The 12,307-nt window shown below is 75.9% G+C and carries 12 protein-coding genes; 3 read left to right on the top strand and 9 right to left on the bottom strand.

Going from position 1 to position 12,307, the window contains the following annotated elements; translation table 11 throughout:
* Nucleotides 1-1,038: a phosphate acyltransferase PlsX gene (gene plsX / locus ABZ857_RS28845; protein WP_357048589.1), complete on the top strand. Its 1,038-nt coding sequence runs from the start codon at nt 1-3 to the stop codon at nt 1,036-1,038.
* 46 nt (nt 1,039-1,084) lie between these two features.
* On the opposite strand, the gene ABZ857_RS28840 is transcribed toward plsX, so the two are convergent.
* Both ABZ857_RS28840 and ABZ857_RS28835 read right to left on the bottom strand, forming a co-directional pair.
* A complete protein-coding gene (locus ABZ857_RS28840; protein ID WP_357048586.1) occupies nt 1,085-1,771 on the bottom strand; it encodes a response regulator transcription factor in 687 nt (228 codons plus the stop codon).
* Nucleotides 1,755-3,743 (bottom strand): GAF domain-containing protein, encoded by a 1,989-nt coding sequence (locus ABZ857_RS28835; protein ID WP_357048583.1) that lies wholly within the window; start codon nt 3,741-3,743, stop codon nt 1,755-1,757. The genes ABZ857_RS28840 and ABZ857_RS28835 overlap by 17 nt, the downstream gene beginning before the upstream one ends.
* 187 nt (nt 3,744-3,930) lie before the next feature.
* Between ABZ857_RS28835 and ABZ857_RS28830 the strand changes: the two genes are divergently transcribed.
* Nucleotides 3,931-4,344, top strand: coding sequence for a hypothetical protein (locus ABZ857_RS28830; RefSeq protein WP_357048581.1), 414 nt, complete (start codon nt 3,931-3,933; stop codon nt 4,342-4,344).
* 115 nt (nt 4,345-4,459) lie between these two features.
* Here the strand turns inward: ABZ857_RS28830 and ABZ857_RS28825 are convergent, their stop codons facing one another.
* Nucleotides 4,460-5,224 carry a spheroidene monooxygenase gene (locus ABZ857_RS28825; protein WP_357048578.1) on the bottom strand — a complete coding sequence of 255 codons (765 nt, stop codon included), beginning with the start codon at nt 5,222-5,224 and terminating at the stop codon, nt 4,460-4,462.
* Here ABZ857_RS28825 and ABZ857_RS28820 point away from each other — a divergent pair.
* A complete protein-coding gene (locus ABZ857_RS28820) occupies nt 5,181-5,795 on the top strand; it encodes a glycerol-3-phosphate acyltransferase (protein ID WP_357048575.1) in 615 nt (204 codons plus the stop codon). The genes ABZ857_RS28825 and ABZ857_RS28820 overlap by 44 nt on opposite strands.
* Here ABZ857_RS28820 and ABZ857_RS28815 read toward each other — a convergent pair.
* The 6 genes from ABZ857_RS28815 to ABZ857_RS28790 all read right to left on the bottom strand — a co-directional run bounded on the left by ABZ857_RS28815 (nt 5,746) and on the right by ABZ857_RS28790 (nt 12,307).
* Nucleotides 5,746-7,212, bottom strand: coding sequence for a glycosyltransferase family 2 protein (locus ABZ857_RS28815; protein WP_357048572.1), 1,467 nt, complete (start codon nt 7,210-7,212; stop codon nt 5,746-5,748). The two genes, ABZ857_RS28820 and ABZ857_RS28815, sit on opposite strands and share 50 nt — an antisense overlap.
* The gene (locus ABZ857_RS28810) at nt 7,209-8,777 is read right to left on the bottom strand and encodes an FAD-dependent oxidoreductase (RefSeq protein ID WP_357048568.1); all 1,569 of its coding nucleotides are present in this window, start codon (nt 8,775-8,777) and stop codon (nt 7,209-7,211) included. Before ABZ857_RS28810 ends, ABZ857_RS28815 begins: the two co-directional genes overlap by 4 nt.
* Entirely contained in the window at nt 8,765-9,877 is a 1,113-nt protein-coding gene (locus ABZ857_RS28805) for a carotenoid biosynthesis protein (RefSeq protein ID WP_357048565.1), read from the bottom strand. Before ABZ857_RS28805 ends, ABZ857_RS28810 begins: the two co-directional genes overlap by 13 nt.
* Before the next feature lie 96 nt (nt 9,878-9,973).
* Entirely contained in the window at nt 9,974-10,951 is a 978-nt protein-coding gene (locus ABZ857_RS28800) for an aldo/keto reductase (protein WP_357048562.1), read from the bottom strand.
* Between the two features lie 24 nt (nt 10,952-10,975).
* Nucleotides 10,976-11,644 carry a dienelactone hydrolase family protein gene (locus ABZ857_RS28795; RefSeq protein ID WP_357048559.1) on the bottom strand — a complete coding sequence of 223 codons (669 nt, stop codon included), beginning with the start codon at nt 11,642-11,644 and terminating at the stop codon, nt 10,976-10,978.
* A 192-nt stretch (nt 11,645-11,836) separates the two neighbouring features.
* A complete protein-coding gene (locus ABZ857_RS28790; RefSeq protein ID WP_357048556.1) occupies nt 11,837-12,307 on the bottom strand; it encodes a DUF6157 family protein in 471 nt (156 codons plus the stop codon).

Raw genomic sequence — 12,307 nt, 5'->3', positions numbered from 1 at the left:
GTGGATCCCGAACAGGACACCGGTCCTGTCCCCGGGCCGAGGATTCCCGCCCGCGAGCGGGACGTGATGTCCAGGCCGGTCGTGGTGGACGCCATGGGCGGGGACCACGGGCCCGCGGAGATCGTGCGGGGGGCGGTCGAGGCGTGGCGGCAGCACGGCGTGCCGGTCGTCCTCGTCGGCCAGGCCGGGGTCGTACGCGGGGAACTGGCCCGGCTCGGAGCGGCGGGCGAGATCGACGTCGCGCACGCCGCCGACGTCGTGCCGATGACCGAGCGGGGCGCGGGCGCGATCCGCATGGCCTGCTCCAGCCTGGCCGTCGGCTTCGACCTCGTGCGGGACGGAGCCTGTGCGGCCCTCGTGTCGGCGGGGTCCACCGGGGCCGTGGTCGCCTGCGCGGCCGACCGGCTGGGCGCCGCGCCCGCCGTGCTGCGCCCCGCGCTGGCCGTGGCGCTGCCGACGACGGCGGGCGGGGCCACCGTGCTGATCGACGCCGGCGCGACCGTGGACCCGACGCCCGGCATGATCGCCCAGTTCGCGCTGCTCGGGGCGTCGTACGCGCAGCTCGTGCTGGGGGTGGCCGACCCCCGCGTCGGGCTGCTGTCGATCGGCGCGGAGCCCGGCAAGGGGAACCGGCTGACCCGCAGGGCCGAGACCCTGCTGCGCGGCATGCCGCTGCGCTTCCACGGCAACGTGGAGGGCGGCGACGTGCTCACCGGGGCCGTCGACGTGATCGTCACCGACGGCTTCACCGGCAACGTCGTTTTGAAGAACGTCGAGGGGACCGTGCGCGCCACGCTCGCCCTCGCGGCGGCGGAGGGCGTGACCGGTTCCACCGGCCTCCGCCGGGTGGCGCGCCGCTACGACCCCGAGACGCACGGCGGCGCGGCCCTGCTCGGGCTCACCCGCACCGTCGTCGTGGCGCACGGCTCCTCCCGGGCCGCGACCATCGCCAGGGCCTGCGTGGTGGCGCGCGACCTGGCCGAGGGCGAGGTCGTGGCCCGCCTCGGCGACCGCCTCGCCATCCCTCCGGCCCGATGACGAGGGTTGTCCCCGGCCGGGCGCGCCGCGCGCCCCCCGGCGCGGATCACGACGGAGGATGGGCCAGGAACGCGAGCACGGCGGCGACACGCCGGTGAACCGCCGGTTCGTCGGTCAGCCCGAGCTTGCTGAAGATGGAGTTGACGTTCTTCTCGACGGCAGACACGCTCAGGTGCAGGTGGGCGGCGATGGCGGCGTTGCTGCGCCCCGCCGCCATGCCTTCGATGACGTGGCGCTCCCGCTCGGTGAGCCGGCTGAGCGGCGATGCCTCCTGACGCGCGCGCCGGTGTACGAGGCCTTCGACGACGACAGGGTCGATCACGCTGTCCCCCTTCGCGACGGCTCGTACGGCGGCGAGGAGCTGGCTCCGGTCGCCCACGCGGTCCTTGAGGAGGTACGCGAGGCCGGTCATGCCGTCCTTGAAGAGTTCGAGCGCGTAGTCGGGATCGGCGTGGTTGGACAGCACCACGACTCCGAGTGCCGGATGCCTCTCGCGAAGACGGTGCGCGGCGGCGACGCCCTCCAGCGTATGCGTCGGCGGCATCCGGATGTCGGTGACGACGACGTCGGGCCGGTGCTCGTCGACCGCCGCCATGAGGCGTTCCGCGTCCTCCACCGAGGCGACGACGAGGACCTGGCCGTCGAGTTCGAGCAACTGCCGGGCGCCCTCGCGAACGAGGTAGTGGTCGTCGGCGAGGACGACCCGCAGGGGTGTGTCAGGCGGTTGTGGCATCTTCCATCACCGATGTCGGGAACGATGCGACGACAGTAGTACCGACGCCGAGGGCCGAGCTGATCTCGAGGCGCCCTCCGACCGCCTCGACGCGGTCGCGCAGCCCCGCCAGTCCCGAACCGGGCGTGGCCGGGGCGAAGCCGGCGCCCTCGTCGGTCACCGCCACCCGCAGCCCGTCGGCGGCGAGCGGAGTGACGACGATGCGGGCGCGCCCGGCCCCCGAGTGTTTGATCACGTTGGTGGTGGCCTCGCAGACGACGTAGTACGCGGCGGTCTCCACCGCAGGTGAGAACCGCGTCCTCGCCAGCCGGGGGTCGGCGTCGACCGTGACGCGGATCGGCAACTGGTCGGCCTGCGCCTCGATCGCCGGCACGAGGCCCCGGTCGGTCAGCAGCGGCGGGTGGATGCCCCGGACCAGGTTGCGCAGGTCGGCGAGCGACCGCTGCGCCTGCGCGTGCGACTGGGCCGCGACCTCGCCCTCCGGCGTCCGCTCGCCGAGCATCGCCCGGAGCAGCTCCAGCCGGGCGAGCAGGACGACGAGCTGCTGCTGGATGCCGTCGTGCAGGTCGCGTTCGAGCCGGCGGCGCGCGTCGTCCTCTGCCCGTACGAGCCGTTCGCGCGACGCCGCCAGCTCCTCGACGCGGCGCGCGAGGGCGGCGGCGAGATCGGCGCCCCGCAGCGCGAGCGCGGCGTGCCGTGCCAGCACGGTGAGCAGCCGGACGTCCTCGTCCGACCAGCCGCCGCGCCGCGGTCCGCACTCGATGGCACCGATGTCCTCCCCGGCCGCCACCAGCGGGACGACGAGCCGCGCCTCGCCGGCGCGCGGCGACCCGGCGTGGGCATGGATGCCGGGCCGGCATCGGATGTCGATCCAGGCCACGTCCATCCCCGTCGCGATCGTGTCGGCCGTGCGGGCCGCGAGCGTCCTCGGATCGGCGCCCTCGATCGACTCGGCGAGGTGGCGCACGAGAGCGTGACCGCGGACCCGGCCCCCGCTGATCAGGCGGTCGACGAGGGCTTCCAGCCGGAGGCGCACCGGGTGGCCGCTCACCGCCGCCAGGCTCGCGACGGCGACGGCCGGCAGGGCGCCGCCGCGCCCGGCGAGGGCGGCGGCCGCCGCGTAGAGGGCGAGGACGAGAGCCAGGACGCCGCCGTAGGCGAGGGTGCGGGCGGCGTACAGCTCGACCTGCAGCAGCCGGTATCGGCGGACACCCGCGAGCAGCGCGATCGGCAGCGCCCCGACGACCGGCACGAACACCAGCGCCCAGCGGTCCCCGAGCACGTATGCGCCGGCGGGCGTCGCGACGAGCATCAGCGCGAGCACCGCCGCGATCGTGAGCGGCCAGAGCAGCTGCCGGCGGCGCTCCCCGGCCGCCCCGCGGACGCGGGCGACGAGGATCGCGAGCCCGGCGAGCACCAGCAGCGGCAGCGCGCCGGACAGGTCCACCGGCCGCGGGCCCCACGGCAGCGGGGCCGGCGCCGTCTGCGCCGCCCGGCCGACCTCCAGGGCGAGGTCGGCCTGCCGAGAGGTGACGGCGGCGACCACCGGGACGACGACCGCGGCGGCGACGCTCACCGCGACCATCACCCGTTGCGTGCGGCCCCGCACGCGTTCGTCGGGGAAGACGGCGAGGAGGACCGCCAGGGCGGCGAAGCCCGCCCAGTAGACCACGTTCGACGCGACGGCGGCCGCCCACGGCAGCCAGCCGGGCTCGTCGGGTACGGCGACGCCGAGGACGCTCGCGATCCCGAACCCGGCGAGATGGCAGGTGCCGACGGCGGCCAGCCACCGCGCGCTGGCGTGCTCAGGGCGCGCGCCCAGCGCCACCAGACCGGCCAGCCACCACACCGCCGCCAGCGCGACGGGAAACAGCACCTGGGGAGCCGACGCCGTCAGCGCCGCCCAGACGCACACGGCGACGCCGGCCGCGCCCGCCGCTGCCGGCGCTCCAACCACAACCCGAGCCGTCATCCGCTCATTGTGGAACGGCGGCCGCGCCAGGGGCACGGGGGCGGCCCACCGGCCCCGCTGCGGACAACCTCCGTTCGCGGTTGCGGTCACCCGGACCGCACACGGTGGCCGGCAGGGCGGCGCCCGGCGGCGGCGACTCGTAGCGTCCCTGTCGTTCATCGCAGACCCCCACCTGGAGGGACCCGACATGACCGCACGCAGCAAGGGCTGGATCGCCTACGTCGTCATCAACGGCCTGGTGACGTTCTTCGGCCTCAGCTACATCTTCTTCCCGGGCGAGGACGTCGTGAAGGCGGGCTACAGGACCGAAGGCGTGCTCGCGCTGCCGGCGGCCGTGTGGGGCGGCTACGTCGTGGTGTCCGCGCTGGCCATGCTCGCCGTCGCGGTGACGGGACTGCGCCGCGGCGAGCGGTGGGCGCTGCGGGCCGTCTTCTACGAGTTCGCGTTCCTGGCGGCCGTCGTCGTGATCGAGCCGGACCCGGTCGTCCCGACGATCTTCGCGGTCATCCTCGCCGTCGCGCTGTGGAGGTCCGCCCGCGCGACGCGGAAGCCCGCGGCCCCCGGCGGACTCGAGTCTCCGGCCGGATCCGCCTCGCGCTGAGAGACGAGGCCGGGCGCTTGCCGGAGACTTGAGGCTCGGGTGCGTACTCTGAGCCCATGGCAGTCTCAACCCTGCGGGGTGTCGTCAGGGCATTGCCCCTGTCTCCTCCGGCCGCTCAGCGCTCGGGCGTCCCGCCTCGCGGGAGTCCGATGCCCCGCGCGGCGAGGGGGTCGGCGCCGTCCCAGGTGCCCGCGCTCGCATAGGGGATGAACCGGGCGAACAGCTCCTCGGAGTACCAGTCGTGAGCACGGACCCGCTCGACGACCTCGCGATGCGCCCGCCCGGCGTAGGCGAACGCGCGTACGGCGGCGGCGTCGCGCCACAGGGAGAAAGTGGCCTGCCTGGCCAGCGGCCACTCCCCCAGCCCGATGGAGGCGAGGCAGCCCTCCTGGGCGCGCAGCGACCGCTCGACGGCGGGCACGGACCGGTAGAACGCCGGCAGCCGCGACGGCCGGATCGACGCCCGGGTCAGCACCGCCACCGGACCGCTGCGCGGCTCGCCATCAGGGCCGCCGGTCACGGGGGCGAACGGCTCGACGCCGTTCCAGCGCCCGCGCGAGGCGGTCGGCGTGAGCCGTACGTGCCAGGTCTCGACCGCCTCGCGCCGCCACCTGGCGGGGATCGGCGAGCGGGCCAGGAACTCCTCCAGCGCCCGCTCGTCCCGCCAGACGGCGAGCAGCGCCCAGCGGCGCAGGTCGGCGCCGAGGGTCGTCGACGGCCCCCGGCCCGTGCCGAGCAGCCGCCAGAACAGCAGCCCGCCGGTGCGGCGCAGCACCGGGCGGTCGAAGGCCATATGCCGCATCGCCCTCCGGTCGGCGTATCTCTGGAGGTGGAAGGTGACGACGCTCCCGCCGCTCGTCCCCATGCTGGTGGCGCTCATCGGCGGCTACCTTCTCGGCTCGATCCCGGTGGCGGTGCTGGTCGCGGGGCGACGGGGCGTCGATCCCCGGCAGGTGGGCGATCGCAACCCCGGCTTCTGGAACGTGCGCGAACGGCTCGGCCGACGGGCGGCCGCGCCGGTCTTCGCCGGGGACATGGCCAAGGGCGTGCTCGCCGGGCTGCTCGGGCTGCTGGCCGGGGGCGCGCACACGACCGGACCGGGAGTGGTCACCGGCCCGAGCGCCCCGGCCGCGTACCTGGCGGTGGGGGCCGCGATGATCGGGCACGCCTGGCCGGTCTTCGCCGGGTTCCGCGGTGGGCGGTCGGTGCTGACCTTCGCGGGCGGCATGGCGGTGATCTGCCCGCCCGCGTTCGTGCTCGCGCTCGCCGTTCTGGCGGTGACGTTCCTGCTCACGCGGTCGTTCGCGATCGGGGCCAGGGCCGGGGTCTTCGCGATCCCGCTGCTGCAACTGCCGTTCGCCCCGATCGGCCACGTCGCCGCGACCGGCGCGCTGATGTGCCTCATCGGGCTGCGTTTCGGCCAGGCGGCGCTGGCCGCGCGCCGCACCTGACGGCATCGCCGAAGGCCGCGGGTCCGGCGGGGTCGCTGGGGCCATGGGGGCCGCTGGGGTCGCTGGGGTCGTCGCCGTGGCAGGCGTTGCGGTAGGCACGGCTCCGCCAGGTCCTGACGGGCCGCAGCGTCGCCTGCGTCAGCCGTACGGCCGTGGCCGGGTCGAGCAGGAACGACAGCGCCACGCCCGCGCCCGGACGGGCGTAGCTGCGCCGCAGCGCGGCGGTGAGCAGCACCCGTACGGCGAGCAGCGCCAGGTCGAGCCGGGTCGGCCGCCCGGCGGCCAGGCGGAGCGCCGGCAGCGCGGCGGCGAGCCAGACGACGGCGAGGTCGGCCGCCTGCCAGGCGGGGCGGGTGACGTCGCGCAGCGGCAGCGAACGCCCCCACTCCCGCCACACCTCGGCCGCCGACTCGTGCATGTCGACCTCCAGCAGGCCCCCGGAGTCGAGGAAGCCGACCCTCCAGCCGTCGGCGGCCAGAGCCCTGGCGAGGGCGACGTCATCGGTCATGTGGCCGCGCACCCGGGCGAAGCCGTCGGCCCGCCGCATCGCCTCCCGCCGGAAGGCCAGGCACTGGCCGTTGGCCACCACCCGGTGGGGCGGCGGCGGGGCCGGGGGCCCGATGGGTCCGAACCGGTAGACCAGCGTGGCGAGGAACGACGCGTGCAGCGCCTGCTCGGCGAGGCCGCCGCAGACGAACCGCGGGCCCGCGCTGACCAGGTCGTGGTCCCCGAGGGCGGCGGCGAGCGCGCCGAACAGGCCGGGCCGGGGCCGGGTGTCGGCGTCCAGGGTGACCACGATCTCGCCGCGTGCCTCCCGCAGCCCCTGGTGCAACGCCCACTGCTTGCCCACCCAGCCGTCCGGCAGCGGGCGTCCGCGCACCACCGCCGCCCCGCACGCGGCGGCGAGGCGTGCGGTGCCGTCCGAGGACTCGTCGTCCACCACGATCACCTCGGTGACGGCGGGGTCGGCCAGCACCGCCCGCAGGCAGGGGCCGAGCCGCCGCTCCTCGTCCCTGGCCGGGATGACCACCGAGATGTCCTGACTTCCGCCACCCGGCGTCCCGCCACAAGCCATCCCACGGCCCATCCGCGCCGGACCGCCGCCGGCACCCTCCGCAGCCCCGCCGCCACCCGGCCCGGCCGCCCCGCCACGGGCATCGTCCGCAGCCCCGCCGCCGTCCGCCTGGAACGCCGCGTCGGCGCGCGCCCGCACCGCCCCTCCGCCGGACGCGGCAGGGCCGGTGCCGGGGCCGGGGCGCATGTCGGGCATGGGCGCGGTGAGCGGAGGGAGGCGCCGGCGACCCCGGGCGAGCCGCACGAGCACGACGACGGCGGCGACGGCCTGGGCGGCCGCGAGCACCTGTGCGGCGGTCCTGGCCCACGGGCGCCCGGCCGTCTTGGTCGGCTTGGCCCTCACCGTCCCGCCTCCCCCGGACGCCGCGCGGAGCGGGGGAAGTCCTGGCGCACCAGCGCGGCCACGATCCGCCCGCCCATCGCCACCAGCGGCAGCCCGCCTCCCGGATGCGTGGACCCGCCGACGAGGTACAGGCCGCGCCGCGGCCCCCGGTTGCCGGGACGGCGGAAGGGGGCGAACGGGCCGTCGTACGCGCCGCCGTAGATCGCCCCGCCCCACGCGCCGTACCGGTCGCGCAGGTCGGCCGGGGTCAGCAGGTCGAGGAAGCGCAGCCGTCCGGACAGGTCGTGCCCCCGGCTCGCCAGCCGGTCGAGGATGAGCTCCGCGTACGCCTCCGGCGGCCTCGGCCAGCGCCCGGGGTCACCTGCGGGGACGTTCACGAGCATGCTCCAGCTCTCCGCGCCCGCGGGAGCCTGGGTGGTGTCGGCCACCGCCGGGCAGCCGATGTAGACCGTGGGGTCCTCAGGCGGCCGCCGCCGGTCGAAGATGTCGCCGAACTCGCGCCGGTAGTCGGCGGAGAACACGACCGAGTGGTGCGGCAGGCCCTCGGTCCGCCCCTCCACGGCGGCGAGTATCAGGAAGGCCGACGACGACAGGCCCAGGCGGGCGATGCGGCGCAGCCGGGCGCGGTCGGGCAGGAGCCGCCCGTAGAGGGAGGCCGCGTCGGCGTTGACGATCACGATGTCGGCCCTGACCGCCTCGCCGAGGGCCGTGCGGACGCCGCCGACCCGCTCCGCGTCGGCGACGACCTCGGTGATCTCGGTCTCCAGACGGATCTCGACGCCCGCCTTGCCGAGCGACGCGGCCAGCGCGTCCGCGAGGCGGGGCAGCCCGCCCCGCACGTACCAACCGCCGTCACCGTGCTCGATGGCGGGGACGCAGCCCAGGGCCGCGGGCGCCCGGTAGGGGTTCGACCCGGCGTAGGTGGCGTAGCGGTCGACGTACTGGCGCAGGCGGGCGTCCCGGAAGAAGCGGCCTGCCAGGGCATGCAGGGTGCGGCCCGGCGCGACGGCGAGCAGGTCGCCCAGCCGGGGGCGCGGGAGAGGCCCGTTCGGCTGCCCGTCCGCCCGTCCGCCCTGCCGACCTCCGGGCCGATCGCCGGGCCGATCGCCGGGCCGCCGGCCCTCCGGCCGGAACGGCGGCTCGACGACGGGCCCGGACAGCGGGCCCGCGAAGAAGGTGCGCGCGGAGGCGTCCAGGCAGCGCTCGGCCCAGCGGTGGTAGGCCCGCCAGTTGCGGCCCTCGCCCCGCGCGAGCCGGTCCACCGCCTCGGCCGTACGCTCCGGGTCGCGGTAGGTGGACAGCGTCGAGCCGTCCGCGAAGCGATACCGGCACAGCTCGTCGAGTTCGAGCAGGTCGAGCGGGACGCCGAGGTCCAGGAAGAGGCCGGGCAGCGTGAGCAGCGAGGGGCCGATCGAGAACGTGAAGCCGTCCCGCCTGTGCTCGGCCAGCTTGCCGCCGAGCCGGGGCAGCCGCTCGTAGAGCCGCACGTCGTGCCCGTCCCGCGCGAGTAGCAGTGCGGCCACCATGCCGCCGACGCCGCCCCCGGCCACGATCACCTCCGCCATGCGCGCCCCCACGCGAGCAGGGCGAACGCGCCCATCGCGAGCCCTCCGGCGGCGGCCACGAACGGATCGGGCGGCCGGAAGACCACGGCGAAGCCGAGGGTCTCCATCGCCGCCATCACCGTGTAGAGCGCGGCGAGCCCGGTCGTGCCCGGCGTGCCCGCCACCCGTCCGCCTCCGCCGCACGCGCCGCGGCCCGCCGCCTCGACGCCGCTCACGGGCCGCCCGGGGACGGACCGGCCGGCGGCGGAGTGGCCGGGCCTTTCGCCCGTGAGGCGGTCGGCGAGCACCATGACCAGGAGGGACACCAGCAGCCAGCCGGCGAAGTTGCCGAGCGGCACACCGCGGTACGGCCCCGGCTCCGCCCAGACCCACAGGCCGAGCCTCAGCATCTGCGGGTCGAGGAACAGGTCCCACGCGGTGAGCGCGAGGGCTCCGGTGAGGATCGGCGTCAGCCGGCCGCGCGGCGCCACCCGGCGGGCGACGGCGTGGGCGGCCAGGCCCATGCCGCCCCAGGCGAGGGCGACGATCAGCGGGACGCCGCCGGGACGCGGCCACAGGGCGTCGGTGTAGCGGTAGTCACCGAAGGGCAGGCCCGTCCTCGTGCCGATCCACTCGGCGGCGTACCCCGCCGCCACCGCCGCCGCGAACGCGCCCGCCGCCCTGCGCGGGGTGTACGCCGCCGCCGCGAAGGCGAGCGCGGTCACCGCCAGCAGGACCACGACCACCGTGGTGAGGCGCGGGTCCCGGGGCCTCAGTCCCGTCGCGATCTGTGCGGCCACCATCGCGGCCAGCGCGACCACGCCGATCGCGTTCAGCCACGCGCCCCCCAGGCGCGGCGCGTTCGCCGACGTCCCCGTCACCGGCCGCCCGCTCGGCCGCGGCCCGCCAGGACACCCCGCGGGCAGCCACCCCCCAGACGGCCACCCCTCGGGCAGCAGGGCCCTGATCAGTCGAGTGCTGATCAGACGGGCGCTGATCAGACGGGCGCTGATCAGGCGCGGCAGGCGGGGGCGTGGCTCGTCGGGACGCGATCCGCGCCGTCCGGGAAGCGTGCCGTCAGTCTCGGCCGCCCCCTTCGCTGTGGTGTCCCACGTCTCCACGTAGGGTGATTCGAGCGGATCCCCCTGATCGGATGCGCTGCGCCTCACGCGGGCGCGGCCGCCGGGGACATCCCCGCCGTCCGCACCGGCGGGTGGTCACCAGCGGTGGTGCACCTGCGGGCGGATCAGGTCGTCGTAGACCTGGCGGACCGCGTCGTGGGTCTCGGCAGGCAGGGGCGGGAACTGCGCCGCCGCCGCGTTGACCGCGGCCTGCCCGGGGTTGCGGGCGCCGGGGATCACGACGCTGACCCCGGGCTGGTCGATGATCCAGCGCAGCGCGAACTGCGCCATCGTCATGCCCTCAGGGATGAGGCCGCGCAGCCGCTCGACGGCCTGGAGGCCCACGCCGTACTCGACGCCGGAGAAGGTCTCGCCGACGTCGAACGCCTCACCCTGGCGGTTGAAGTTGCGGTGGTCGTCCTCGGCGAAGACCGTCTGCGGGCCGTACTTGCCCGACAGCAGGCCGCTCGCCAGCGGGACCCGGGCGATGATGCCGACTCCGGCCTTCTCCGCGGCGGGGAGGACCTCGTCCAGCGGCTTCAGCCGGAAGGCGTTGAGGATGATCTGCACGGTGGCCACGCCGGGGCGCGCGATCGCGATCAGCGCCTCGGCCACCGTCTCCACGCTCACGCCGTACGCGGCGACGCGGCCCTCGGCGACCAGCGTGTCGAGCGCGTCGAAGACCTCGTCGGTTTCGAAGACGGCGCTCGGCGGGCAGTGGAGCTGAACCAGGTCGAGCGTGTCGACGCCGAGGTTGGTGCGGGAGCGGTCGGTCCAGGCGCGGAAGTTGTCCAGCGTGTAGACGTCGGGCGTCTGCTGCACCCGGCGGCCCATCTTCGTGGCCACGGTCAGGCCGGACCGCTCCTTGAGCAGCTTGCCGATGATCTTCTCGCTGCGGCCGTCGCCGTACACGTCGGCCGTGTCGATGAAGGTGGTCCCGGCGTCGATCGCGGCGTTGAGCGTGGCCAGGGCGTCGGCCTCGCTCACCTCGCCCCAGTCGGCCCCGAGCTGCCACGCCCCCAGCCCGACGACGCCCACCCGCCTGCCCGTCCTGCCCAACACGCGCTGTTCCATGAGGTCAGATCGTAGCGGGGCAGCTCAGGCGGGGGCCGTTCCACCCGCCAGGTGGTGCAGGAACCAGTCGCGGGCGAGCCGCGCGACCGCCTCCAGCGCGCCCGGCTCCTCGAACAGGTGCGTGGCGCGGGGCACGATCTCCAGCCGGACCGGCGCGGTGATCGCCCGCATCGCCTCCCTGTTGAGGTCGAGGACGACGGAGTCGCGCTCCCCCACGATCAGCAGCGTGGGCTGGCGCACCGAGCGGAGCGCGCCCCCGGCGAGGTCGGGCCTGCCGCCCCTGGAGACCACCGCTCCGACACCGCCGGGTCGCGTCGCCGCGGCGACGAGCGCGGCGGCGGCGCCCGTGCTGGCGCCGAACAGGCCGACGGGCAGACCGCCGACGACCTCGTCCTCGGGCAGCCGGTCGGCCAGCGCGCCCACCCGCTCGGCGAGCAGGCCGATGTCGAAGCGCAGGTGGCCGGTGACGGCGTCGACGCGCTCCTCCTCCGCCGTGAGCAGATCGGCCAGGACGGTGGCCAGTCCGGCCCGCTGCAGCTCCCTGGCGACGTACCGGTTGCGCGGGCTGTGCCGGCCGCTGCCGCTGCCGTGGGCGAACAGCACGGCTCCCCGGGCCTCCCGGGGGACCGCCACGTCCGCGTCGAGCACGACCTCGCCGATCGGGATCCGTACGCTGAGTTCGACCTCGCTCATGACGCCCGCCCTCCCCGGCCGCGCCCGGCTGAGCGGCGCTGAACGACCAGACGGCTGGACGACCAGACGGCGCCGAACAACCGGGACGGCGCTGGACAAACGGGGGGCTTACCCCCGGCCGGTCGCGGCAAACCGGGGACGACGTGGCCTCCGCGTGGGAACGCGGGGTGTCAGAAGCGGCGCGAGCAGCGATCAGGAGCGGCGCGAGCGGAGCGCCTTGAGCACCCGTACGCCGCCGTCCTCCCCGGCCCTCGTCCCGTCCTTCCCCGCCCCGCCGGCGGGTCCCTCCACCAGGCGCCGGTATTCCTCCGACTCCATCGGGCACAGCGCGATCCGGCCGTCCCGGTCGAACAGCAGCCCCCAGCCGTACTTCTTGGGCAGCGGCGACGACCTCAGGCACGCCTGCGGACGGGAGAAGAACTCTTTCCTGAGCTCCGCGCGCCGCTCGCCGGGCAGGTCCGCCGGCAGGTCCTGGCGACGCAGCCAGGTCTCGAACAGCACGTCCTCCTGCGTCAGGCCGTACGGCGCGCCGGAGATCAGCTCGTACTGCAGGACGGCGACGGTGGGCTTGCCGCCACGGGCTCTGGGCACCTCCGCGGCGGTCACCGGGCAGTCGTCGGCGACAGCGATGAGCGTCGAGTAGTAGTTCAGATCCTCGGCCAC

This window comes from Microbispora sp. NPDC046933, assembly GCF_040644635.1.
Taxonomy (GTDB): Bacteria; Actinomycetota; Actinomycetes; order Streptosporangiales; family Streptosporangiaceae; genus Microbispora.
This window is presented reverse-complemented; position numbering and strand designations above follow the sequence as displayed.

Bases quoted from the DNA above. Each gene is read 5' to 3' on its own strand.
- ABZ857_RS28840 (WP_357048586.1), bottom strand. From the start codon at position 1,771: ATGCCACAACCGCCTGACACACCCCTGCGGGTCGTCCTCGCCGACGAC.
- ABZ857_RS28795 (WP_357048559.1), bottom strand. From the start codon at position 11,644: ATGAGCGAGGTCGAACTCAGCGTACGGATCCCGATCGGCGAGGTCGTG.
- ABZ857_RS28825 (WP_357048578.1), bottom strand. From the start codon at position 5,224: ATGAGCGCCACCAGCATGGGGACGAGCGGCGGGAGCGTCGTCACCTTC.
- ABZ857_RS28830 (WP_357048581.1), top strand. From the start codon at position 3,931: ATGACCGCACGCAGCAAGGGCTGGATCGCCTACGTCGTCATCAACGGC.
- ABZ857_RS28810 (WP_357048568.1), bottom strand. From the start codon at position 8,777: ATGGCGGAGGTGATCGTGGCCGGGGGCGGCGTCGGCGGCATGGTGGCC.
- ABZ857_RS28835 (WP_357048583.1), bottom strand. From the start codon at position 3,743: ATGACGGCTCGGGTTGTGGTTGGAGCGCCGGCAGCGGCGGGCGCGGCC.
- ABZ857_RS28800 (WP_357048562.1), bottom strand. From the start codon at position 10,951: ATGGAACAGCGCGTGTTGGGCAGGACGGGCAGGCGGGTGGGCGTCGTC.